A 21,787-nucleotide genomic window follows, 5' to 3' on the forward strand; every position below is an offset into this window, starting at 1 on the left:
GCCGATGCGCCGCGCCGCTCAGGCCTTGGCCAGGCGGAAGGACGATACCGTATCGCGCAGCTTGCCGGCCTGGTCGTCCAGGGACTGCGCCGCCGCGGCCGCCTCTTCCACCAGCGCCGCGTTCTGCTGCGTGACCTGGTCCATCTGCCCGACCGCCTGGTTGACCTGTTCGATCCCTGCGCTCTGCTCGTCCGACGCCGCGGCGATCTCGGCGATGATGTCGGACACGCGCTTGACTGCCTGCCGCACATCGTCCATGGTCTTGCCGGCGTCCTGGGCCTGCGAGGAGCCGGCGCGCACGGTGCCGACTGATTCGTCGATCAGGTCCTTGATCTCCTTCGCCGCGCTGGACGAGCGTTGCGCCAGGCTGCGCACCTCGCCGGCCACCACCGCAAAGCCGCGGCCCTGCTCGCCGGCGCGCGCGGCTTCCACCGCGGCGTTGAGCGCCAGGATATTGGTCTGGAACGCGATGCCCTCGATCAGGCTGGTGATCTCGGCGATGCGGCTGGAGCTGGTGGCGATCGCGCCCATGGTCTGCACCACCTGCTGCACGGCGGTGGTACCGTGTTCGGCCACGCGGGCCGCATCGCCGGCCAGGCCGCTGGCCTGGCGCGCGTTGTCCGCGTTCTGCCGCACGGTGGTAGTCAGCTCCTCCATGCTCGATGCGGTTTCTTCCAGCGACGCCGCCTGCTGCTCGGTGCGTGCCGACAGGTCGGTGTTGCCCGCCGCAATCTGGCGTGCCGCCACGCCCACGGACTCCGTCGAGGTGCGGACTTCGCGCATCGCCACGCCCACCCGCCCAAGCAGGGTGTTGAAGGCCGCCGCGGTACGGCCGATCTCGTCCAGGCGGCCGACCGGCGCGCGGCGCTCCAGGTCCAGGCTTTCGCTGACGTATTCCAGGGTCTGCTCGATCTCGGCCAGGCTGCCGTGGATGCGGCGGTACAAGGTCACCGCCAGGGCGCCGGTGACCAGCACGGCCACGGCGATCACGACCGAGAACACCACCACTGCAGTGCGGTACTGCCCGCGGTTTTGCACGACCGCCCGCTCGCCCAGTTCGCCGTTGTAGGCGATGTGCTCGTCGAGCGCCTTGCGCAGGACGGCGGAAGCGTCGTGCAGTTCGCCGCTCAACAGCATTGCCTGGGCGCCGAGGTAATCGTTGGCCCGCGATTTTTCCAGCAGGGCGGGGCGCGCATCGCGATAGCGCTTGAAGGCCGCGCGGTCCGCTTCCAGCAGCTTGCCGTCGGTGTCGTCGCTGATATCGTCGCGGCCGTACTTGGCGGTGGTGGCTTCGAATTTCTGGTCGGCGCGCGCCATGGCTTGCTCCGCGCCGGCCTTGGCCTTGGGGTCCTCGCTCATGGTGTGCTGGTACATCGCGATGCGCATCGCATTCACGTCGTCCTTGAGGCTGCCAAGGGTGCGCACGCTGCCCAGCGTGTTGTCGTTGAAGTATTCGAAGCGATCTTCCGACTGGCTGAGCTGCCAGATGCCGCCGAGGCCGACCACCAGCAGGGCCAGCAGGGCAAGAGAGAGGGAAAGCAACAAGCGTTGACTGATATTCATGTCGGGATGGGCGGCGCCCGCCTCGGCGGAGCGCGGCACTGAGTCAGGAAAATGGACGATCCGGCACTTATGTATGCAATGTATGCCATTAGTGTCAAAGGCTGTTTACGGCAGGACCGGCAGCAGCTGTAGCGCTGCCGGGGAATTAAGAAGGGGGGGCGGGCCGGGAAGATGGCCCGGGGGCAGGCCGGAGCGGGCCGGCTTTCAGGCCGGCCAGGCGCGCGCCACCACGCGCGCCAGCCCGGCCGCGTCGCCCTCCAGCGTGCCGAACACGCGGCCGTGCTGGCGCCCGAGGCGGCTTGCCACGAAGTGCTCGGCATCCTCGGCATCGGCATGGCCCAGCATCAGCGCCGCCTGCGCGGCCAGCACCAGGCCCTGGGCAAAGCGCCGCGCGCCGGCCTCCATGTGTTCGGGGGCGTCGCGCAGCATGGCCTGCAGCGAGGCCAGCTCGGCGCGCACTGCCGGATGTCCGCCGGCGCGCCGGGCCAGGTCCTGCAGCAGCCGGGCGCCGTCTTCGGGATTGCGCTGCAGCGCGCGCAGCACGTCCAGGCACATGATGTTGCCCGAACCCTCCCAGATCGAGTTGACCGGGGCTTCGCGATACAGCCGCGCCATCGGCCCGTCTTCCACGTAGCCGTTGCCGCCCCATACCTCCATGGCTTCGCCGGTGACCTCGATGGCGCGCTTGCAGATCCAGAACTTGGCCGCCGGCGTGACGATGCGCTTCCACGCGGTGGCCAGCGGATCGGTGTCGGCGCGCTCGAAGGCTTGCGCCAGCTCCATCATCAGCAGGGTCGCGGCCTGGCTTTCCAGCGCAAGGTCCGCCAGCACGTTGCGCATCAGCGGCTGGTCCGCCAGCAGGCGGCCGAAGGCCATGCGGTGGCGCGCGTGGTGGAGCGCCTGCACCAGCGCGGCGCGCGTGATGGCGGCGCTGCCGATCACGCAGTCCAGCCGCGTATGGGTGGCCATTTCGATGATGGTCGGGATGCCGCGGCCTTCCTCGCCGATCAGGATGCCGGTGGCGCCGCGGAACTCCACCTCGCTGCTGGCGTTGGAGCGGTTGCCCAGCTTGTCCTTGAGGCGCTGGATCTGCACGGGGTTCTTGCTGCCGTCGTCGCGAAAGCGCGGCACGAAGAAGCACGACAGCGGCCCGTCCTCGGCACCCATGCGCGCCACCACCAGGTGCGCATCGCACATCGGCGCGGAGAAGAACCACTTGTGGCCGGTGAGCTCGTATTCGGCGCCGCGGCCCTCGCCGCGCACGGCGCGCGCCACGGTGGTATTGCTGCGCACGTCCGAGCCGCCCTGCTTTTCCGTCATGCCCATGCCGATCATGACGGCGCGCTTGTCGCGCCAGGGCAGGTCGCGCGCATCGTGTTCCGTGGCGAACAGCTTCGGCCCCAGTTCGGCAAACAGCGCGGCCTCCTTCTGCAGCACCGGGATGCTGGCGAAGGTCATGGTGGGCGGGCACAGCGAGCCCGATTCGGCCTGCGCCTGCAGGTAGTAGCCCGCCGCGCGCGCCACCCAGGCGCCGTCGCGCGGCTGCGCGAACGGCAGCGCCTGCAGCTGCTGGCCGCGCAGCAGCCCCAGCAGTTCGTGCCATGCCTGCGGGAATTGCACCTCGTCGATGCGCTCGCCAGTGCGGCTGTGCGTATGCAGCTGCGGCGAATCGCGGTTGGCCTCGGCCGCCCAGCGCTGCACGTCGGGCTCGCCCAGGCGCGCGCCGAATGCCTCCAGCGCACCGGCATGCCAGCCGCCTCCCAGCCGTTCCAGCGCGGCGCGCAGCACCGGGTCGCCGGCGAACAGGTTGTGGCCGGCGAGATCCGGAACCTGGTTGAACACGCGATGGGTGGCGGCTTCGGTCATGCGGTCTCCAGGGTGGCGTGGTGCGTGATGTCGCAGTGTTGTCCTGTTTTCTGCATGGTAGAGCAAGCCGCGCATCATGTGACGGCAAGGGGCGGCCCCGCACGGCGTCAACCATGCCGCTCCGGTGTGGTGCCCGCGTCCCACGATGCCTGCCGCGCTGCAACAAGCGCCAATGCTGACTTCCGCGCACGACTGTCCAGATTGAAACAGGGGTGGTCAAGCCCCGGCCCTTGTGCTTAAATTCACCCCGTTGGATGAAACAGGGGTGCCGTACGGATGGGCCGTGCGGCTGAGAGAGTCCCTTCGAACCCGATCCGGCTAGTACCGGCGTGGGAAGTTTCATGGTTACCGAACAGCTCCAGCCTCCAGCGAGGCACATGACCCGGACACAGCGCCGCGTCCATGCTCAGGGCTCCTGGTTTCGTCCATCCCCGCAAGAGAGAGGACGATACCCATGGCCCGCACAAACTCCGCCCCCGCCGCTTCCTTCGAGTCGCTCGAGACCGATCTCGACAAGAAGTTCGCCTATCCCGCTTCCAGCAAGACCTACCTGAGCGGCAGCCGCCCGGACATCCGCGTGCCGCTGCGCACGATCCTGCAGACGTCCACGCGCACGGACAAGGGCGAGATGTCCAACCCGCCGATCCCGGTGTACGACACCTCCGGCCCGTACAGCGACCCGGACGTGCATATCGACCTGAAGGCAGGCCTGCCCTCGGTACGCGGCAAGTGGATCGAAGAGCGCGGCGATACGGAAGTGCTGGCCGGCCTGTCGTCGGAATACGGCCTGGCGCGCGCCGCCGATCCGGCCACCGCCCACCTGCGCTTTGCCCAGCTGACCAACCCGCGCCGCGCCAAGGCCGGCGCCAACGTGTCGCAGATGCACTATGCGCGCCGCGGCATCATCACGCCCGAGATGGAATACGTGGCGCTGCGCGAGTCGCTGAACCTGCAGGCGCTGTACGACAAGCCCGAATACAAGGCGCTGCTGCGCCAGCACCCGGGCAATGCGCTGGGTGCGTCGCTGCCGCTGCGTCCGGAAGACATGACGCCGGAATTCGTGCGCAAGGAAATCGCCTCTGGCCGCGCCATCATCCCCGCCAACATCAACCACACCGAACTGGAGCCGATGGCGATCGGGCGCAACTTCCGCGTCAAGATCAACGGCAACCTGGGCAACTCCGCCGTGACCTCGTCGCTGGCCGAGGAAGTGGAAAAGATGGTGTGGTCGATCCGCTGGGGCGCGGACACCATCATGGACCTGTCCACCGGCAAGCACATCCACGAAACCCGTGAATGGATCCTGCGCAACTCGCCGGTGCCCATCGGCACGGTGCCCATCTACCAGGCCCTGGACAAGACCGGCGGCATCGCCGAGGACCTGACCTGGGAGATGTTCCGCGACACGCTGGTCGAGCAGGCCGAGCAGGGCGTGGACTACTTCACCATCCACGCCGGCGTGCTGCTGCGCTATGTGCCGATGACCGCCGACCGCGTCACCGGCATCGTCTCGCGCGGCGGCTCGATCATGGCCAAGTGGTGCCTGGCGCATCACAAGGAAAACTTCCTGTACACGCATTTCGACGAGATCTGCGAAATCATGAAGGCCTACGACGTCTCGTTCAGCCTCGGCGACGGCCTGCGTCCGGGCTGCATCGCGGACTCCAACGACGACGCCCAGTTCGGCGAGCTGCGCACGCTCGGCGAGCTGACCGACAAGGCCTGGAAGCACGACGTGCAGGTCATGATCGAAGGCCCGGGCCACGTGCCGCTGCAGCGCATCCAGGCCAATATGGACGAGGAACTCAAGCACTGCTACGAGGCCCCGTTCTACACGCTCGGTCCGCTGGTGACGGACATCGCCCCCGGCTACGACCACATCACCAGCGGCATCGGCGCGGCCAATATCGGCTGGATGGGCACGGCCATGCTGTGCTACGTCACGCCCAAGGAACACCTGGGCCTGCCGGACAAGGAAGACGTGCGCGAAGGCATCATCACCTACAAGATCGCCGCCCACGCGGCCGACCTTGCCAAGGGCTGGCCGGGCGCGCAGCTGCGCGACAACGCACTGTCCAAGGCGCGCTTCGAGTTCCGCTGGGAAGACCAGTTCAACCTCGGCCTGGACCCCGAGCGCGCGCGTTCGTACCACGACGCCACGCTGCCGGCCGAAGGCGCCAAGATCGCGCATTTCTGCTCGATGTGCGGTCCCAAGTTCTGCTCGATGAAGATCACGCAGGAAGTGCGCGACTACGCCGCCTCGCTCAAGCCCGAAGCCGAGCAGGGCATGCAGGAAAAGTCGATCGAGTTCGTCAAGAGCGGCAGCAAGATCTACTCGTAAGGCAAGGGGGGCGGCCCCCGCGCAAGCGGGCGCCGCACACGTAGTACCGTGCCTTCGCGAGGAGGCGCTCCCAGACTTAAAGGAGGCCGGCGCCCGCCGCGCAGTCGCGGCAGCCGCCGGCGCAAAGCATCCCCATGACAGTGCAGTCGTTTGATGTGGCCGTGCTCGGCGCCGGCCTGGCCGGGCGCCTTTCCGCCTGGCAACTGGTGCGTGCCGGCCTGCGCGTGGCGCTGGTCGAGCGAGCCGGCCCCGATGGCGCCGGCTCCGCCGCGCACGTGGCCGCGGCCATGCTGGCGCCGCTGGCCGAATCCGCCATCGCCGAGCGCCGCATCGTCGAGCTGGGCGTGGCCAGCGTCGATCTCTGGCGCGCCTGGGTGGCCGAGCTGCCCGAGCCGGTGTTTTTCCAGGAAGACGGCACGCTGGTGGTCTGGCATGCGCGCGACCGCGGCGAGATGTCATTGTTTACCAGCCGCGTGCGCGCGGTGGCGCCGCCCGCGCTGGTGGCCGAGCGCATGCGCGCGCTCGACGGCAACGGCGTGGCCGCGCTGGAACCCGCGCTCGCGGGGCGCTTCCCGCAGGGCCTGCTGCTGGCCGGCGAAGGCCAGCTCGACAACCGCGGCACGCTGCGCGCGCTGCTGGCGTGCGCGGTGGCCGAAGGCCTGCATTGCGTGTGGGAAGCCGGCGAGATCGAGGCCCGGGACCTGCCTGCGCTGGGCATCAGCGCGGGCGCGGTGCTGGACTGCCGTGGCCTGGGCGCGCGCGCCGCGTGGCCCGCGCAGCCGGCCGCGCGCGGCACCATGCCCGGCCTGCGCGGCTTGCGCGGCGAGGTGGTGCGCGTGCACGCGCCCGAGGTCAAGCTGCACCGCCCGGTGCGCCTGCTGCATCCGCGCTACCCGATCTATATCGCGCCCAAGCCCAACGACCTCTACGTGATCGGCGCCACCGAACTCGAAAGCGAGGACGATTCGCCGATGAGCGTGCGCTCCGCGCTGGAGCTGCTGTCGGCGGCTTACTCGCTGCATCCGGCCTTCGGCGAAGCGCGCGTGCTCGAACTCAACGTGCAGCGCCGGCCCACGCGGCCGGACCACCTGCCCGCCATCCGGGTCGACCAGCATGCCCGCGTGGTGCGCCTCAACGGCCTGTACCGGCACGGTTTCCTGATCGCGCCGGCGGTGACCGAGGCCGCCTGCCAGGTGGTGCGCGCGTTGCTCAGCGGCGATCCCGCCGCCCACGCCGTGCCCGCCGCGCTGCGCTGGCCGGGGATGATCGGCCCGGCGCTCGAGACCGTCGCCGGCGCGCCGGTCCTGCACTGAACAGACAGACTATGGAAATCCTGCTCAACGGCCGCCCGCTGGCCCTTGCCGAGAACGCCACGCTGGCCGACGCGGTGGCCGGCGCCGGCATCGCGCCGCCGTTTGCCGCCGCGCTCAACGGCCAGTTCGTGCCGCGCGCCGCGCATGCCGCCACCGCGCTCGCCGCCGGCGACCGCATCGACCTCGTGCAACCCGTGACGGGAGGCTGAACCAACATGACATTCGATACCACCGATCCCCGCCGCGACCTGCTCGGCGATCCCTTCGTGCTGTACGGCGAATCGTTCACCTCGCGCCTGCTGCTGGGCACCGCGCGCTACCCGTCTCCCGCCACCCTGCAGGCCGCCGTGGAAGCGTCGCGGCCCGCCATGCTGACCGTGGCGCTGCGCCGCCAGGGCGCGGTGGGCGACGGCCAGGGCGGCCAGTCCTTCTGGCAGATGCTCAAGGCGCTCAACGTGCCGGTGCTGCCCAATACCGCCGGCTGCATGGCACCGCAGGAAGTCATCACCACCGCCATGATGGCGCGCGAAGTGTTCGAGACCGACTGGATCAAGCTCGAGCTGGTGGGCGACGACTACACGCTGCAGCCGGACACGCTCAACCTGCCCGCGGTAGCCGAGACGCTGATCAAGGAAGGCTTCAAGGTGCTGCCCTACTGCACCGAGGACCTCGTGCTGTGCCGTCGCCTGCTCGACGTGGGCTGCCAGGCGCTGATGCCCTGGGGCGCGCCGATCGGCACCGGCAAGGGCGTGGTCAACCCGCACGCCATGCGCGTGCTGCGCGAACGCCTGCCCGACACCCCGCTGATCGTCGACGCCGGCCTCGGCCTGCCGTCGCACGCGGCCCAGGTGCTGGAGTGGGGCTACGACGGCGTATTGCTGAACACCGCGGTGGCGCAGGCCGCCTATCCGGTCAATATGGCGCGCGCCTTCGCGCTGGCGGTCGACGCCGGCCGCACCGCCTACCTGGCCGGCCCCATGCCCGAGCGCGAGATCGCCCAGGCTAGCACGCCGGTGGTCGGCATGCCGTTCTGGCACGCCGAAGGCGTGGAGGACCGCGCATGAGTCACGCTGCCGTGAAAGCCGCCGTCGACACGGCGCTGCGCGACACGCTGCTGGCGCGCTACGGCGCCAGCTTCGGCACCAGCGACAAGGGCTGGTCCGCCTGGGCGCGGCCCGGCGCCGGGGCGCTCGGCCACGCCGACGTGGTGCTGTCCGACGGCGAGGCCGATGCCGACGCGCTCGGGCGCATCGCCGCCGCCGGCGCGATCGCCATCGAGAGCGAGCGCGAAGGCGGCCGCTGGATCGACACCGTGCGCTCGCCGATGGGCACCTGGGTCTTTAGCGCCCATGCCGACAGCGACACCGCGCATCCGCCGGCCTTTACCGCCGTGCTGCTGGCCTGCCTGGCGCTGCATTTCCCCGCGCACGACGCGCTCTGCCTGGCCCGCGCCTGGCAGGCGGATTCGCTCGAGTGGCCGGCGGATTTCGCGCGCTTCCCGCAGGTGCGCCATGCCGCGCTGGTGCCGCCCGAGCAGCGCGCCCAGCCCTTCGCGCCGTGCCCGCCGCTGGGCCTGTACGCGGTGGTGCCCAGCGCCGAATGGATCGAGCGCCTGGTGCCGCACGGCGTGCCCACGGTGCAGCTGCGCTTCAAGTCGGACGACGCGCAGGCCGTGCGCGCCGAGATCGCGCGCGCGGCGGGTGCCGCGCGCGGCAGCGCCTCGCGGCTGTTCATCAACGACCACTGGCGCGCCGCCATCGACCTGCACGCGAGCTTCGGCAGCGACAGCGCGCGCAGCGGCATCTACGGCATCCACCTCGGCCAGGAAGACCTCGATGAGGCCGACCTCGACGCGCTGCGCGCCTCCGGCCTGCGCCTCGGCGTGTCCACCCACGGCTATGCCGAGATGCTGCGCGTGGCCACCATCGGCCCGAGCTACCTCGCGCTGGGCGCGATCTTCCCCACCACCACCAAGGTCATGCCGACCGCGCCGCAGGGGCTGGGCCGCTTCCACGCCTACGCGAAGCTGATGCAGCCGGTGATCCCGTCGCTGGTGGGCATCGGCGGCGTCGATGCCGCGCGCCTGCCGCAAGTGCTGGCCGTCGGCGTCGGCAGCGCGGCGGTGGTGCGCGCCATCACCGAGGCGGCCGACGTGCCCGCCGCGGTGAAGCACCTGCTGGGCATGTTCCCCGCCGCCTGAAGCACCTGGCGAACCGGCGGTCCGCGCGCTTCTCCCGCATGCGAGAGAGGCGCGCAGGGAGAAGGGCAACGGCGGAAGGGCAGGCGCCCGAGAAAGCCGGGCACACCTCGCTTTCGCGGCAACGGGCTCTACCTGCTCGACGAACCCGACACTGCGCTCTCGCCGCAGCGGCAACTGGCGGCGCTGGCGCGCATCCACGATCTCGCGCGCGACGACTCGCAGTTCGTCATCGCCACGCACTCGCCGATCCTGATGGCCTACCCCGACGCGTGGATCTATAGCCTCGGCGCCGACGGCGTGCAGCGCATCGCGTACGAGGACACCGAGCACTTCCGCGTGAAGCCGCCGTCCGCGCCATCCACACCGAAGTTGGCGCTACCATTGCGGCCGGCGACGCCGTCATGATGGCAGGGTCCATGAAAATGAAGATCCCGCTCGAATCCGACTATGCTGGCGTGGTCAAGGCCATCCTGGTGCAGGCCGGCGATGCCGTTGCCGAGGCCGGGTGGTCGTCGAACTCGAATCATTGAACGCGAAAGGAACAACGTTTTGGAAAGTCCCGCACAGATCGTCCCGGTGGCGCCCGGCACCCCGGATAAGCCCTATTTCGGCATTGATGTGCCGCTGATGCGCCACCTTGGACTGCAGCCGGTGCATATCGAGGAGGGCCTGTGCCGCACGCGCCTGCCGGTCGGCCCGGCGCTGGTCAACAGCCGTGGCGATGTGCACGGCGGCACCTTGATGGCCACGCTGGACTTCACGCTCAGCGGCGCGGCGCGCTCGCATGCGCCGCTGGAAACCGGCGTGATCACCATCGACATGTCCACGCACTTCCTCTCGGCCGCGCGCGGCGAGCTGTACCTGGAAGCGCGCTGCATGCGGCGCGGCGCGCGCATCGCCTTCTGCGAGGGGGAGGTGAAGAACGCGCAGGGCGAGGTCGTCTGCGTGGCGCGCGCGGCATTCAAGCTGGTGCCGCTGAGCAGCGGCGGCGACTAGGGACGCGCCCCGGGGCTTCAGGCCTGGCCTTGCGCCGGCCGGTAGACCTGGGCGAAGCGCGCCTGCTGCACGATGCCATAGTCTCCCGGCGCATACTGCATCAGCCAGTCCCCGGCCGCGCCATGCAGCACGTCGCCACCGGCACAGCGCGCAATGCTGAACGCATCTGCCATGCGCCTGGCCAGCACCACGCCCGGCTTGTTGCGGTAGTCGCCGTCCTGGCCATGCGTGCCGGCCTGCAGCGGCTCGTACTTGGCGTCGAAACGGTCGCGGGAAACCACCCAGCGGTCGCCGGTGGAGCCGGTGACGACGGCATCGCCCGGCTGGTAGCGGTTGGGGCCTTCCAGGCTGATGAGTTCCCCGGGCGCGGCGGCGAAGGCCACCTGGACGATTTCGTGCTTCTGGTAAGGCGCGGCGGCGGGATCGGTGCGCAGGTCGATCTGGGTCAGGGCGGGCATGGCTGGCAAGAGGAAGTCGGGAAAATGAAAACGGGCGGCGGATGGCCGGACAATGAAGTGTCCGATCATACCGCCGCCCGCTGTTTTTCCCGGTTTCCGTCCGGCGCGGTCCGTCAGAAGTCGAACTGCGCGCTCAGCCCATCACGCGCGGCGCGAAGGCATGGTTGAGCGGGCCGTTGCCGGCGCCCAGTTCCAGGTCGGCGCCGGCGACGATGGCTTCTGCCACGTAGTCGAGCGCCGCATCGACGGCGTCTTCCAGCGCGTCGCCGCGCGCCAGCTGTGCCGCCACCGCGGCCGCCAGCGTGCAGCCGGTGCCATGCAGGTTGCGCGTGTCGACGCGCGGGTGGGAGAACACGCGCACCGTGCCTTCGGCCGTCATCAGCAGGTCGTCCAGGCCGGCGTCGGCCGGGTCCAGGTGGCCGCCCTTGAGCAGCACCGCGCGGCAGCCCAGCGCCAGCAGGTCGCGTGCGGCCTGCTCCATCTCGCCGCGGCGGCTGATCTTGCGGCCCAGCAGCCAGGAGGCCTCGGGCAGGTTGGGCGTGACCAGCACGGCACGCGGGAACAGCAGGCGCACCATGGCCTGGCTGGTGGCGTCGTCGGCCAGCGTGGCGCCGGAGGTGGAGATCATCACCGGGTCCACCACCAGCTGGCGGATGCCGTGGCGGTCCACCGCGGCGGCCACCGCCTCGACGATGGCGGCCGTGCCCAGCATGCCGGTCTTGGCCGCGTCCACGCCGATATCGCTGGCAACCGCGTCGATCTGGGCCGCCACCATGTCGGCGGGGATCGCATGCACGCCGGTGACGCCGAGGGTGTTCTGCGCGGTGATGGCGGTGATGGCGCTCATGCCGAAGCAGCCCAGCGCGGAAAAGGTCTTGAGGTCGGCCTGGATGCCGGCGCCGCCGCCGGAATCGGAGCCGGCGATGGTCAGGGTGCGCGGAGGGCGGTGTGTCGTCTGGGTCATGTGCGGTACGGGGCAGGCCGCGGGGAAGCGGCAAAGAAAAATCGTGCTGGCGGCGGTGCGCAGCGCCGCCGGGCAGGCTACAATACCGCCACTCCGAGGAGCGTTGCAACGAATGTGGTCATTGTGCCCCAATGGGCCGGTAAGCCATTCGCCAGGCTCGGACTGTCTCAACGGCGCTCGCTGATCCGTGGTCCCACGGAGGCGAGTCGACCTATCCGCCCGCTTGGCATTCCTGTTTCGTCCGGAATGCCGGCGCGGCCGCATATCCCCCCGCACTCGTCACCGTCGCGCCACTCTTCACCGGAGTGAAACATGAACGCAGTGACTGACCTGAAGAACGATTACCTGGTCGCAGACATCGGCCTGGCCGGCTGGGGCCGCAAGGAAATCGCCATCGCCGAGACCGAGATGCCGGGCCTGATGGCCATCCGCGACGAGTTCGCCGCCCAGCAGCCGCTCAAGGGCGCGCGCATCGCCGGCTCGCTGCACATGACCATCCAGACCGCCGTGCTGATCGAGACGCTGGTGGCCCTCGGCGCCGACGTGCGCTGGGCTTCGTGCAACATCTTCTCGACCCAGGACCACGCCGCCGCCGCCATCGCCGCGTCGGGCACGCCGGTGTTCGCCTTCAAGGGCGAATCGCTCAAGGAATACTGGGACTTCACCCACCGCATCTTCGACTGGAAGGACGGCGGCACCCCCAACATGATCCTGGACGACGGCGGCGACGCCACGCTGCTGCTGCACCTGGGCGCGCGCGCCGAGAAGGATGCCTCGCTGATCGCCAAGCCGGGCAGCGAGGAAGAAACCTTCCTGTTCGCCGCCATCAAGGAAAAGCTGGCCAAGGACCCGAGCTGGTACAGCCGCAACCTGGACGCCATCAAGGGCGTGACCGAGGAAACCACCACCGGCGTGCACCGCCTGTACCAGATGGCGCAAAAGGGCGAGCTGCGCTTCCCGGCCATCAACGTCAACGACTCGGTGACCAAGAGCAAGTTCGACAACCTGTACGGCTGCCGCGAATCGCTGGTGGACGGCATCAAGCGCGCCACCGACGTGATGATCGCCGGCAAGGTCGCCGTGGTGGCCGGCTACGGCGACGTGGGCAAGGGCAGCGCGCAGGCGCTGCGCGCGCTGTCGGCGCAGGTGTGGGTGACCGAGATCGACCCGATCTGCGCGCTGCAGGCCGCGATGGAAGGCTACCGCGTGGTGACCATGGACTACGCCGCCGAGCACGGCGACATCTTCGTCACCTGCACCGGCAACTACCACGTCATCACGCATGACCACATGGCCAGGATGAAGGACCAGGCCATCGTCKGCAACATCGGCCACTTCGACAACGAGATCGAGATCGCCTCGCTGGAAAAGTACGAGTGGGACGAGATCAAGCCGCAGGTCGACCACGTGATCTTCCCGGATGGCAAGAAGATCATCATCCTCGCCAAGGGCCGCCTGGTGAACCTGGGCTGCGGCACGGGCCACCCGTCCTACGTGATGAGCAGCTCCTTCGCCAACCAGACCATCGCCCAGATCGAACTGTGGCAGGAACGCGATAGCGGCAAGTACCCGGTGGGCGTCTACACGCTGCCCAAGCACCTGGACGAGAAGGTCGCGCGCCTGCAGCTCAAGAAGCTCAACGCGCAGCTGTCCGAGCTGACCGAGGAGCAGGCTGCCTATATCGGCGTGCAGAAGCAAGGCCCGTACAAGGCCGACCACTACCGTTATTGATCGCGGTCGCGGCCAGGGCGGCCGGCTGGCAGCCCTGGCCGCGCGCGGCGCGGTATCCCGCGCCTGTCTGTCGTGGATCTGTCTGTCGTCTGTCCGTCTGACCCGAGCGAAGGAGTCGTCATGAGATTGCTGGCCGTCTGGATCATCAACGCCGCCGCGCTGTTCCTGGTGGGCAACCTGATCAGCGGGATTCACCTGGGCGGCTTCGGCTCGGCCATGATCGCCGCGCTGGTGCTGGGGCTGGTCAACACCCTGATCCGGCCGATCCTGGTCATCCTCACGCTGCCGGTGACGCTGCTCACGCTCGGCTTGTTCATCTTCGTGATCAACGCGCTGCTGTTCCTGTTCGTGGGCAAGCTGCTTTCCGGCTTCGTGGTCACGGGCTTCGGCGCGGCCCTGCTCGGCTCCATCCTGTACAGCGTGATTTCCTGGCTGCTGTCGAGCGTGCTGCTGGGCGAACGTCGCAACGCCTGAGAGGCCGCACCGGACAGCTCCTGTCGTCGTCGCGCGGCCTTGCCGTACCGCCCGACTGTCCGCGGCCGCGCCTGGCCCAGGACCGCTACGCTTCATTTCGAGGCAACCGTCTCGCGCAGACGGGGGATCAAAACCAACTTTCCAGCGCGCCGCGCCACACGCGGCGCGCCACCATCATGCAAGACCGCTACTTCAGCTTCGAGTTTTTCCCGCCCAAGACTGCCGAGGGCGCCGAGAAGCTGCGCAACACGCGTGCGCAGCTGGCTCCCTTGCATCCCAAGTACATCTCGGTGACGTTCGGCGCCGGCGGCACCACCCAGCAGGGCACGCTGGATGCCGTGCTGGAAATCCAGCGCGAAGGCATCGAGGCCGCGCCGCACCTGTCGTGCGTGGGTTCCTCGCGCGAGAGCATCCGCCAGGTCCTGCAGACGTACCGCGACGGCGGCATCCGCCATATCGTGGCGCTGCGCGGCGACATGCCCTCGGGCATGGGCGAGATCGGCGAGTTCCGCTTTGCCAACGAGCTGGTGGAGTTCATCCGCGCCGAAACCGGCGACTGGTTCAATATCGAAGTGGCGGCCTATCCGGAGTACCACCCGCAGGCCAAGTCGCCGCGCGTCGATCTCGAGAACTTCGTGCGCAAGGTCAAGGCCGGTGCCGACTCGGCCATCACCCAGTACTTCTTCAACGCCGACGCCTATTTCCGCTTCGTCGACGACGTGCGCGCCATGGGCGTGGAAGTGCCGATCGTGCCGGGCATCATGCCGATCACCAATTCCTCGCAACTGATGCGCTTCTCGGAGATGTGCGGCGCCGAAGTGCCGCGCTGGGTGGCCAGGCGCCTGGAGGGCTTCGGCGACGACCGCGAATCGATCCGCGCCTTCGGCCTGGACGTGGTCACCGCGCTGTGCGAGCGCCTGCTGGCCGCCGGCGTGCCGGGGCTGCATTTCTATACGCTCAACTCGGCCGGCGCGACCAAGGCCATCTGGCAGCGCCTCAAGCTCTGACGCCATGCCGGCGCGCCGCCCGGATCCCTTCATCGACCACCTGCTCGAGCTGATGGGCCCGCTGGCGGCGCGCATCGGCCCGATCGGCGCGCGCCGCATGTTCGGCGGCCACGGCCTGTACTATGACGGCCTGATGTTCGCGCTGGTGTCGGGCGGGCGCTGCTGGCTCAAGACCGACGACCAGACCCGCGCGCGCTTCGAGGCCGAGGGCGGCGAGCCGTTCCGGTACAGCAGTGCCGGGCGCGAAGTCACCATGCGCCATTACCTGAGCCTGCCGCCGGCCTGCCTGGAATCCGCGGAGGAGATGACCGCCTGGGCGCGGCTGTCGGTGGAGTCCACGCTGCGGCTGGCCAACCAGGCGCGCTGAGCGGCCCGGCGATGGCCTAAACTGGCATATGGCCACAACCGCCGCCGAAGCCACCGCCGTCACCGCCACGTTCCGTTTCTACGAGGAACTGAACGACTTCCTGCCGCGCGCGCAGCGCGGCGTGGACCGTGCTTGCGCCTGCGCGCGCGCCGCCACCGTCAAGCACATGATCGAGGCGCTGGGCGTGCCGCATACCGAGGTCGAGCTGATCCTGGTCAACGGCGAATCGAGCGCCTTCGAGCGGACGCTGGAGGACGGCGACCGCGTGGCCGTCTATCCCCGCTTCGAAACCTTCGACGTCACGCCGCTGCTGCGCGTGCGCACCGCGCCCTTGCGCGAGACACGCTTCGTGGCCGATGCGCATCTCGGCGGGCTGGCGCACCTGCTGCGCCTGACCGGCTTCGATACCCTCTACGACAACCATTTCGCCGACGCCGAGATCGAGGCCATCGCCCTGCGCGAGGGCCGCATCGTGCTCACGCGCGACCGCGAGCTGCTCAAGCGGCGCGGTGTCACCCATGGCTGCTACGTGCGCGCCATCAAGGCGCTGCCGCAATTGCACGAGATCTTCGCGCGGCTCGACCTGGCGCGTAGTGCGCGGCCGTTTTCGCTATGTCTTGACTGCAACGTGCCGTTGCGGCGCATCGACAAGGCCGAGGTGGCGGTGATGGCCGGACGCGTGCCGGCTGGCGTGTTGGCGAGACAGGAGCGGTTTGCTACTTGCGATTGCTGCCAGAGGGTGTTTTGGGAGGGGTCGCATTGGCGGCGGATGCGGGGGGTGGTGGATGATTTGTTGTGGAAGGGGTGATTGGTATGGTTGCTTTTGCGGGCCTGGCGGCGGGGGCCTTTTGGGTCTTTCGGGTGTCTGTGGGCTTGGCGGCCTGGGCCTTTTGGGTCATTCGGGCGCATGCAAGTGCGCCTGCCTCTGTGGGCCTAGCGGCGCGGGCTTGGTAGCCCGTTCGGACACATGTAAGTGTCACTTTTCTTTTCTCGAAAAGAAAAGTAACCAAAAGAAAGCGATTCTTGCAGAAGGCTGGGCGCTCAGACTTTATGGGTGGTGGTGGTTTCGTGGTGGGCGCGTTGGCTTCGATTGGACTGCTGACGCTACCGGCGCTAGCCGCGGGGACATCTCGACTGATGTCCGATTCGTGGTGGCGCTGCATGGTGGCGTTGGCCCAGGTAGTTCAAACTGCTGCCGCGACCGGGGCGGATGGGTGCGGCATAGGAACGGCACTGGATTCGTGGTGGGCGCGGTGGCTCCCGGGCGGGAGCACTCAGCCGCAGCACACCGGCCCACCGGTTTGGGAAGCCGAGGCTTTCGCGTTCGGGTCCACCGCGCCCACCACGAAAACACGAGGGTGCTATATCGCGGCCGCCCGAGCCGGTAACGGCAGAAGCCTGAGCGGCCTGGGCCTCGGCCATCATGGAGCCGTAATGTGAAACGGCCACATCCGGGATGGCACCGCGGCCAGCGCCGGTAGCGTCAGCAGTCGAGCCGAAGCCACAAGACCCACCACGAAACCAGCGAGAGACGAGAAATCTGAGCGCCCAGCCTTCTGCAAGAATCGCTTTCTTTTGGTTACTTTTCTTTTCGAGAAAAGAAAAGTGACACTTACATGTGTGCGAACGGGCTACCAAGCCTGCGCCGCTAGGCCCACAGAGGCAGGCGCACTTGCATGCGCCTGAATGACCCAAAAAGCCCGCGCCGCTAGGCCCACAGAGACAGGCGCACTTGCATGCGCCTGAAGGACCCAAAAGGCCCAGGCCGCCAGGCCCACAGTCTGAACAGCCAATCAAGCTCGGGCCGCCAGGCCCACAGACACAGGCGCACTCCCATGCGTCAAAAAATCCCCCCCTCACTAACCACCCAATCCATCCCCACATCATGCCCCTCCGCCAGGAGCCCGATCCGGCAAGCCTCGAACCCGATGCCAATCGCCACCGGCGGTGTACCGCCAGCGGCAGCCAGCGCCGCCAACGTGCGGTCATAGAAGCCCCCGCCATATCCCAAGCGGAACTTATCGGAGCTGAAACCGACACAAGGAATCAGCAGCGCGTCCGGCACCACGGCCGGCGTGCCGTCGGGGACCGGGATGCCGTAGCGTCCAGTGGCCATCGCGGTGCCGGGTTCCCACAGGTGGAAGTCGAGCGGCGCGCCGGGGCGGCTGACCACCGGCAGGGCCGCCTGGCGGCCGGGCGCGGCGGCCAGCCAGCGCGTTACCGCGGGGCGTGCGTCGAACTCGTGCTGGATCGGCCAGTAGAAACCGAGGCGCCGCACCGCTGCCTGGCGTTCCAGCAGCGTGGCCAGCGCGGCTTCGATGGCGGCGTCGGCGCGGGCGCGCGCGGGCAGGGCGGCGCGCAGCGCCAGCAGGCGCTGCCGCAGGGCGTTGCGTTCCTCGCCGGAGCGGTTGCGATGCTCGTCGCTGGGCATGGCTGCGTGGGATAATGTCTGCTGTTGACCAAATATTGCACGGTCGGAAAAGGCGCGCTCCGAGAAGGCGATGCCGTCCGGCCGTCACAACAAGGAAGCTAAGAATGCCGAAGGGAGTATATCCGCAGCGTGCGGCCAAGGCCGCCCTGACGGCGATCGCGTGCGCGCTGCTTGCCACGCCGGTATTTGCACAAAAGCGCCCGTCGCCGCAGGTCCAGTCCCAGGCGCCCTCGCTGAGCATCCCGAGCAATCCCGACGACGCTTTCGTGGCACTGCGCGAGGCCGCCCGCAAGAACGACGTGGTGCGCACCGATGCCATCTCGGCCACGCTGGTGGACTACCCGATCCCGTCGTACGTCGAGTATTTCCGCATCAAGCCGCAGATGTTCGACGCCAGCGGCCTGGCCCGCATCGACGCGCCGGACGACCAGGTGCGCGCCTTCCTGCAGCGCTACAAGGGCGAGGCCATTGCCGACCGCATGCGCAACGACTGGCTGCTGGTGCTGGGCAAGAAGCGCGACTGGGCCAATTTCGACGCCGAGTACCCGCAGTTCGTGCTCAAGGACGACACCCAGGTGGAGTGCTATGCGCTGCTGTCGCGCGCGCTCAAGGGCCAGAACGTGGCGGCCGATGCGCGCGCCGTGCTCAGCGATCCCAAGTACTTCGGCGAAGGCTGCGTCGACCTGATCGCTTACCTGGCGCAGAGCCGGCAGATCGAGCCCAGCGACGTGGCCTTCCAGGCACGCCAGGCGCTCGAGCAGAATTTTGTGACGCTGGCGGGGCGCATTGCCGCCGCGGTCCCCGACGCGCGCGGCGACAGCAACACACTGGCCACGGTGGTCAAGATGGCGCGCAACGATCCCTCGCAGGCGGCGGCCTACCTGAACGCCAGCGCCGGCGGCCTGTCGCGCGACGAGCAGGGCGCGGGCTGGGGCGTGATCGGCCAGTTCGCCGCCAAGAAGCTGGCGCCCGAGGCGGCCGGCTACTACAGCCGCCAGATGGACCTGGGCGGCAACCAGTGGCTGTCCGACGAGACCCAGGAATGGCGCGTGCGTGCCGCGCTGCGCCAGGGCGACTGGAAGCAGGTGCGCCTGGCGGTGGAACTGATGCGCCCCGAGCTGCGCGCCAAGGACCCGGCCTGGACCTACTGGTATGGCCGCGCGCTCAAGGCGGACAACCGTGCCGGCGAGGCCCAGCAGCAGTTCCAGTCGATCGCCGGCCAGTTCAATTTCTATGGCCAGCTGGCCAACGAGGGACTGGGCAACCGCACGGTGCTGCCGGTGCGCACCCAGGTCGCCGACGCCGATGTCAACGCCATGCGCGGCCGCCCGGGCTTCGTGCGCGCGCAGAAGCTCTATGACCTCAACCTGCGTTTCGAGGGCAACCGCGAGTGGAACTGGGAGCTGCGCGGCATGACCGACCGCCAGCTGCTGGCCGCCGCCGACTACGCGCGCCGCATCGAGCTGCTGGACCGCGCCGTCAACACCGCCGACCGCACCCAGGCCGAGCACGACTTCTCGCTGCGCTTCCTGATGCCCTACCGCGACATCATGCAGCGCGCCACCGACGACGTCGGCCTGGACATGGCCTGGGCCTACGGCCTGGTGCGCCAGGAATCGCGTTTCATCATGAACGCGCGCTCGTCCGCCGGCGCCCATGGCCTGATGCAGGTGATGCCGGCCACCGCCAAGTGGGTCGCGCGCAAGATCGGCATGACGGATTTCTCGCCTTCGATGATGAGCGATCCGAACATCAACATCATGCTCGGCACCAACTACATGAGCATGGTGTTTACCGACCTGGACAGCTCCTGGACGCTGGCTTCGGCCGCGTACAACGCGGGCCCGGGCCGTCCCAAGAGCTGGCGCTCGAGCCTGCCGCGCCAGGTCGAGGGCGCGATCTTCGCCGAGACCATCCCGTTCTCGGAGACGCGTACCTACGTCAAGAATGTGCTCTCCAACGCCACGTACTATGCTGCATTGATGAGCGGCCGGCCGCAGTCGCTCAAGGATCGCCTGGGCTCGGTGTCGCCGTCGCAGATCACCACCACCGCCTTGCCCTGAGGCAGCGCGGGCGGCGCGGTCTGCCGGCCGGTGCGGTCACCGGCGCGTGCTCCATCCCGGGCGCGCGCCAGTCGTCCCTTGCCACGGAGAAATCCATGCAGACCAGCAATGTCCTAGTGATCGGCGGGGCCGGTTTCGTCGGCAGCCACCTGGTGGCGCGCCTGGCGGGTGTCGCCACCGCCTCGGCCACGCCGCTCGAACCGGGCAGTGTGACCGAGCCGCCCCTCGACCCCGAGCGCATCGTCGCCGCCACGCGCGACGCCGAGCACGCCCAGCACCTGCTGCTGCTGCCGCGCGTGGAAGTCACCGAACTGGACGTGCGCAACGAGGCCGACCTGAACGCCGCCATCGGCTCGCTGGGTACCGACGGCATCGTGGTCAACCTGGTCGGCATTCTCCATGGCGAGCGTGCCGAGCCCTATGGTGGCGCCTTCGCCGGCGCGCATGTGGATCTTCCCCGCTGCGTGGTGGAAGCCTGCCGCAGCACCGGCGTGCGCCGGCTGTTGCACATGAGCGCGCTGGGCGCGGACAGCGCGGGGCCGTCGATGTACCTGCGCAGCAAGGGCGACGGCGAGCGCGTGGTGCGCGAAAGCGAGCTGGACTGGACCATCTTCCGCCCCTCCGTGATCTTCGGTCCCGACGATCATTTCCTCAATCTCTTCGCCCACATGCAGCAGATCGCGCCGGTGGTGCCGCTGGCCTGCGCGCAGGCGAGGTTCCAGCCGGTCTACGTGCAGGACGTGGCCCAGGCCTTCGTCAATGCCATGGCCGCGCCCGCCACCATCGGCCGGGCCTACGACCTGGCCGGGCCGCAGGTCTACACGCTGGAGGAACTGGTGCGCTTTGCCGGCCGCGCCAGCGGCCATCCGCGCCCGGTCCTGCACCTGCCCGACGCGCTCGCGCGCCTGCAGGCAGCCGTGCTCGAGCACATGCCGGGCGCGCCGGTGATGACGCGCGACAATCTCGATTCCATGCGGCTGGACAATGTCATGCAGGGCCAGATCGCGCCGGAGCTGGGCCTGCGCCAGCCCGTCAGCCTGGAAGTGGTGATGACCGACGTGCTGGCCGGCCGCGGCCACGAGAGCCAGATGCAGGTGCTGCGGCGAAGCATCTACCGCTGAAGCGGCCCGGGCGGCAGGTCCGCGCGGGGCCTGCCGGTGGCCTGCCCGCGTCCTGCCGCCGGCGGCGCATGTGACCTGGCTTCACATCGCTGCGAGCGCAATTCGCTTGGAGGGGCCCGGCGCCGCTGGCTACAATGACCTGTTTCGCTGGTGTGCTGTCCCGGCCTCTCTTTCCCCATTTCCTGCAAGGATTCCGCGATGAAGCTCGTCATCGGCAACAAGAACTATTCGTCCTGGTCGCTGCGTCCGTGGTTGCTGATGCGCCATGCCGGCATTGCCTTCGAGGAAGTCAAGGTGCGCCTGTTCGCGCCGGGCTTCGAGCAGGAGATCGCGCGCCACTCGCCCACCGGCAAGGTGCCGGTGCTGATCGACGGCGACCTCACCGTGTGGGACACGCTGTCGATCGCGGAATACCTGGCCGAATGCTTCCCCGAGAAGCAGCTGTGGCCGGCCGAGCGCAACGCGCGCGCGCTGGCCCGCTCGGTCTGCGCGGAGATGCATTCCGGCTTCGGCAACCTGCGCAGCCAGCTGCCGCTGAACGTCACCGCGGTGCTGCCCGGCATGGGCTGGAACGTGGCCGTGCAGCGCGACGTGGACCGCATCGCCGCGATCTGGTCCGACCTGCGCGCGCGCTTCGGGGCCGGCGGCCCCTTCCTGTTCGGCGCGTTCACCATCGCCGACGCGTACTTCGCGCCGGTGGTCAGCCGCTTCGCCACCTATGGCATCCACCTGCCCGACGATGCGGCCAAGCCCTACGCCGACTTCATGCTCGCGCTGCCGGCCATGCAGGCCTGGATCGCCGACGCGCGCGAGGAGCGCGATTTCCTCGCATCCGATGAACCCTACCGGCTCGTCCCCGACCGCGACGACGCCATCGTCATCAATCACTGAG

General features: G+C 68.9%; 20 protein-coding genes, 1 pseudogene and 2 riboswitches. Of the genes and pseudogenes, 16 read left to right on the top strand and 5 right to left on the bottom strand.

Features of this window, described 5'->3' with window-relative positions; translation table 11 throughout:
* Positions 1-18 precede the first annotated feature (18 nt).
* Positions 19-1,563 (bottom strand): methyl-accepting chemotaxis protein, encoded by a 1,545-nt coding sequence (locus AB4Z48_RS21185; protein ID WP_441617523.1) that lies wholly within the window; start codon positions 1,561-1,563, stop codon positions 19-21.
* A 204-nt stretch (positions 1,564-1,767) separates the two neighbouring features.
* Positions 1,768-3,429, bottom strand: coding sequence for an acyl-CoA dehydrogenase family protein (locus tag AB4Z48_RS21190; protein WP_441617524.1), 1,662 nt, complete (start codon positions 3,427-3,429; stop codon positions 1,768-1,770).
* A gap of 251 nt (positions 3,430-3,680) precedes the next feature.
* Positions 3,681-3,782, top strand: a riboswitch (TPP riboswitch).
* A 101-nt stretch (positions 3,783-3,883) separates the two neighbouring features.
* Here AB4Z48_RS21190 and thiC point away from each other — a divergent pair.
* The 8 genes and pseudogenes from thiC to AB4Z48_RS21230 all read left to right on the top strand — a co-directional run bounded on the left by thiC (position 3,884) and on the right by AB4Z48_RS21230 (position 10,279).
* Positions 3,884-5,770 (top strand): phosphomethylpyrimidine synthase ThiC, encoded by a 1,887-nt coding sequence (gene thiC, locus AB4Z48_RS21195; RefSeq protein WP_441617526.1) that lies wholly within the window; start codon positions 3,884-3,886, stop codon positions 5,768-5,770.
* A 134-nt stretch (positions 5,771-5,904) separates the two neighbouring features.
* Positions 5,905-7,083: an FAD-dependent oxidoreductase gene (locus AB4Z48_RS21200; RefSeq protein WP_441617528.1), complete on the top strand. Its 1,179-nt coding sequence runs from the start codon at positions 5,905-5,907 to the stop codon at positions 7,081-7,083.
* Positions 7,084-7,094: 11 nt separating this feature from the next.
* Positions 7,095-7,292 (top strand): sulfur carrier protein ThiS, encoded by a 198-nt coding sequence (gene thiS / locus AB4Z48_RS21205; RefSeq protein ID WP_441617530.1) that lies wholly within the window; start codon positions 7,095-7,097, stop codon positions 7,290-7,292.
* 6 nt (positions 7,293-7,298) lie between these two features.
* Complete coding sequence (locus AB4Z48_RS21210; protein ID WP_441617531.1) at positions 7,299-8,147, top strand: thiazole synthase; 849 nt, start codon at positions 7,299-7,301, stop codon at positions 8,145-8,147.
* Entirely contained in the window at positions 8,144-9,283 is a 1,140-nt protein-coding gene (locus AB4Z48_RS21215) for a thiamine phosphate synthase (RefSeq protein ID WP_441617533.1), read from the top strand. Before AB4Z48_RS21210 ends, AB4Z48_RS21215 begins: the two co-directional genes overlap by 4 nt.
* Positions 9,284-9,391: 108 nt before the next feature.
* A pseudogene (locus tag AB4Z48_RS21220) lies at positions 9,392-9,688 on the top strand (AAA family ATPase); the annotation flags it as partial.
* Positions 9,685-9,813, top strand: coding sequence for a biotin/lipoyl-containing protein (locus AB4Z48_RS21225; RefSeq protein WP_441617535.1), 129 nt, complete (start codon positions 9,685-9,687; stop codon positions 9,811-9,813). The pseudogene AB4Z48_RS21220 and the gene AB4Z48_RS21225, both read left to right, overlap by 4 nt.
* A 19-nt stretch (positions 9,814-9,832) precedes the next feature.
* Positions 9,833-10,279 carry a PaaI family thioesterase gene (locus tag AB4Z48_RS21230; protein WP_441617537.1) on the top strand — a complete coding sequence of 149 codons (447 nt, stop codon included), beginning with the start codon at positions 9,833-9,835 and terminating at the stop codon, positions 10,277-10,279.
* Positions 10,280-10,296: 17 nt separating this feature from the next.
* Here AB4Z48_RS21230 and AB4Z48_RS21235 read toward each other — a convergent pair whose 3' ends face one another.
* On the bottom strand, positions 10,297-10,737 hold the full coding sequence (locus AB4Z48_RS21235; protein ID WP_441617660.1) for a PGDYG domain-containing protein: 441 nt from the start codon (positions 10,735-10,737) through the stop codon (positions 10,297-10,299).
* 133 nt (positions 10,738-10,870) lie between these two features.
* The gene (thiD, locus tag AB4Z48_RS21240) at positions 10,871-11,701 is read right to left on the bottom strand and encodes a bifunctional hydroxymethylpyrimidine kinase/phosphomethylpyrimidine kinase (protein ID WP_441617539.1); all 831 of its coding nucleotides are present in this window, start codon (positions 11,699-11,701) and stop codon (positions 10,871-10,873) included.
* 89 nt (positions 11,702-11,790) lie between these two features.
* A riboswitch (S-adenosyl-L-homocysteine riboswitch) is annotated at positions 11,791-11,887 on the top strand.
* Between the two features lie 126 nt (positions 11,888-12,013).
* Here thiD and ahcY point away from each other — a divergent pair.
* From ahcY to AB4Z48_RS21265, 5 genes are all read left to right on the top strand, one after another.
* Complete coding sequence (gene ahcY, locus AB4Z48_RS21245; RefSeq protein WP_441617541.1) at positions 12,014-13,432, top strand: adenosylhomocysteinase; 1,419 nt, start codon at positions 12,014-12,016, stop codon at positions 13,430-13,432.
* 120 nt (positions 13,433-13,552) lie between these two features.
* Entirely contained in the window at positions 13,553-13,906 is a 354-nt protein-coding gene (locus tag AB4Z48_RS21250; RefSeq protein WP_441617543.1) for a phage holin family protein, read from the top strand.
* A gap of 176 nt (positions 13,907-14,082) precedes the next feature.
* A complete protein-coding gene (gene metF / locus AB4Z48_RS21255) occupies positions 14,083-14,913 on the top strand; it encodes a methylenetetrahydrofolate reductase [NAD(P)H] (protein ID WP_441617545.1) in 831 nt (276 codons plus the stop codon).
* Positions 14,914-14,917: 4 nt separating this feature from the next.
* Positions 14,918-15,280 carry a TfoX/Sxy family protein gene (locus AB4Z48_RS21260; protein WP_441617547.1) on the top strand — a complete coding sequence of 121 codons (363 nt, stop codon included), beginning with the start codon at positions 14,918-14,920 and terminating at the stop codon, positions 15,278-15,280.
* 28 nt (positions 15,281-15,308) lie between these two features.
* Complete coding sequence (locus AB4Z48_RS21265) at positions 15,309-16,088, top strand: Mut7-C RNAse domain-containing protein (RefSeq protein ID WP_441617549.1); 780 nt, start codon at positions 15,309-15,311, stop codon at positions 16,086-16,088.
* 1,032 nt (positions 16,089-17,120) lie between these two features.
* Here the strand turns inward: AB4Z48_RS21265 and AB4Z48_RS21270 are convergent.
* Positions 17,121-17,711, bottom strand: coding sequence for a 5-formyltetrahydrofolate cyclo-ligase (locus AB4Z48_RS21270; RefSeq protein ID WP_441617551.1), 591 nt, complete (start codon positions 17,709-17,711; stop codon positions 17,121-17,123).
* Positions 17,712-17,815: 104 nt separating this feature from the next.
* Between AB4Z48_RS21270 and AB4Z48_RS21275 the strand changes: the two genes are divergently transcribed.
* The 3 genes from AB4Z48_RS21275 (at position 17,816) to AB4Z48_RS21285 (ending at position 21,786) form a co-directional block, all read left to right on the top strand.
* Positions 17,816-19,774 carry a transglycosylase SLT domain-containing protein gene (locus AB4Z48_RS21275; protein ID WP_441617553.1) on the top strand — a complete coding sequence of 653 codons (1,959 nt, stop codon included), beginning with the start codon at positions 17,816-17,818 and terminating at the stop codon, positions 19,772-19,774.
* A gap of 95 nt (positions 19,775-19,869) precedes the next feature.
* A complete protein-coding gene (locus AB4Z48_RS21280; protein ID WP_441617555.1) occupies positions 19,870-20,895 on the top strand; it encodes a complex I NDUFA9 subunit family protein in 1,026 nt (341 codons plus the stop codon).
* Between the two features lie 198 nt (positions 20,896-21,093).
* Positions 21,094-21,786 (top strand): glutathione S-transferase family protein, encoded by a 693-nt coding sequence (locus AB4Z48_RS21285; protein ID WP_441617557.1) that lies wholly within the window; start codon positions 21,094-21,096, stop codon positions 21,784-21,786.
* The last annotated feature ends 1 nt before the right edge of the window (position 21,787 follow it).

It is taken from the genome of Cupriavidus sp. 2TAF22 (assembly GCF_052115045.1).
In the GTDB taxonomy this organism is placed as follows: domain Bacteria; phylum Pseudomonadota; class Gammaproteobacteria; order Burkholderiales; family Burkholderiaceae; genus Cupriavidus.

What these genes read in the sequence shown, in the direction of transcription:
- AB4Z48_RS21200 (WP_441617528.1), top strand. Translation starts at nt 5,905, where the DNA reads ATGACAGTGCAGTCGTTTGATGTGGCCGTGCTCGGCGCCGGCCTGGCC.
- AB4Z48_RS21260 (WP_441617547.1), top strand. Translation starts at nt 14,918, where the DNA reads ATGCCGGCGCGCCGCCCGGATCCCTTCATCGACCACCTGCTCGAGCTG.
- AB4Z48_RS21210 (WP_441617531.1), top strand. Translation starts at nt 7,299, where the DNA reads ATGACATTCGATACCACCGATCCCCGCCGCGACCTGCTCGGCGATCCC.
- AB4Z48_RS21275 (WP_441617553.1), top strand. Translation starts at nt 17,816, where the DNA reads ATGCCGAAGGGAGTATATCCGCAGCGTGCGGCCAAGGCCGCCCTGACG.
- AB4Z48_RS21235 (WP_441617660.1), bottom strand. Translation starts at nt 10,737, where the DNA reads ATGCCCGCCCTGACCCAGATCGACCTGCGCACCGATCCCGCCGCCGCG.
- thiC (WP_441617526.1), top strand. Translation starts at nt 3,884, where the DNA reads ATGGCCCGCACAAACTCCGCCCCCGCCGCTTCCTTCGAGTCGCTCGAG.
- AB4Z48_RS21225 (WP_441617535.1), top strand. Translation starts at nt 9,685, where the DNA reads ATGATGGCAGGGTCCATGAAAATGAAGATCCCGCTCGAATCCGACTAT.
- AB4Z48_RS21265 (WP_441617549.1), top strand. Translation starts at nt 15,309, where the DNA reads ATGGCCACAACCGCCGCCGAAGCCACCGCCGTCACCGCCACGTTCCGT.
- metF (WP_441617545.1), top strand. Translation starts at nt 14,083, where the DNA reads ATGCAAGACCGCTACTTCAGCTTCGAGTTTTTCCCGCCCAAGACTGCC.
- thiS (WP_441617530.1), top strand. Translation starts at nt 7,095, where the DNA reads ATGGAAATCCTGCTCAACGGCCGCCCGCTGGCCCTTGCCGAGAACGCC.
- AB4Z48_RS21280 (WP_441617555.1), top strand. Translation starts at nt 19,870, where the DNA reads ATGCAGACCAGCAATGTCCTAGTGATCGGCGGGGCCGGTTTCGTCGGC.
- AB4Z48_RS21250 (WP_441617543.1), top strand. Translation starts at nt 13,553, where the DNA reads ATGAGATTGCTGGCCGTCTGGATCATCAACGCCGCCGCGCTGTTCCTG.
- thiD (WP_441617539.1), bottom strand. Translation starts at nt 11,701, where the DNA reads ATGACCCAGACGACACACCGCCCTCCGCGCACCCTGACCATCGCCGGC.
- AB4Z48_RS21270 (WP_441617551.1), bottom strand. Translation starts at nt 17,711, where the DNA reads ATGCCCAGCGACGAGCATCGCAACCGCTCCGGCGAGGAACGCAACGCC.
- AB4Z48_RS21185 (WP_441617523.1), bottom strand. Translation starts at nt 1,563, where the DNA reads ATGAATATCAGTCAACGCTTGTTGCTTTCCCTCTCTCTTGCCCTGCTG.
- AB4Z48_RS21190 (WP_441617524.1), bottom strand. Translation starts at nt 3,429, where the DNA reads ATGACCGAAGCCGCCACCCATCGCGTGTTCAACCAGGTTCCGGATCTC.
- AB4Z48_RS21215 (WP_441617533.1), top strand. Translation starts at nt 8,144, where the DNA reads ATGAGTCACGCTGCCGTGAAAGCCGCCGTCGACACGGCGCTGCGCGAC.
- AB4Z48_RS21285 (WP_441617557.1), top strand. Translation starts at nt 21,094, where the DNA reads ATGAAGCTCGTCATCGGCAACAAGAACTATTCGTCCTGGTCGCTGCGT.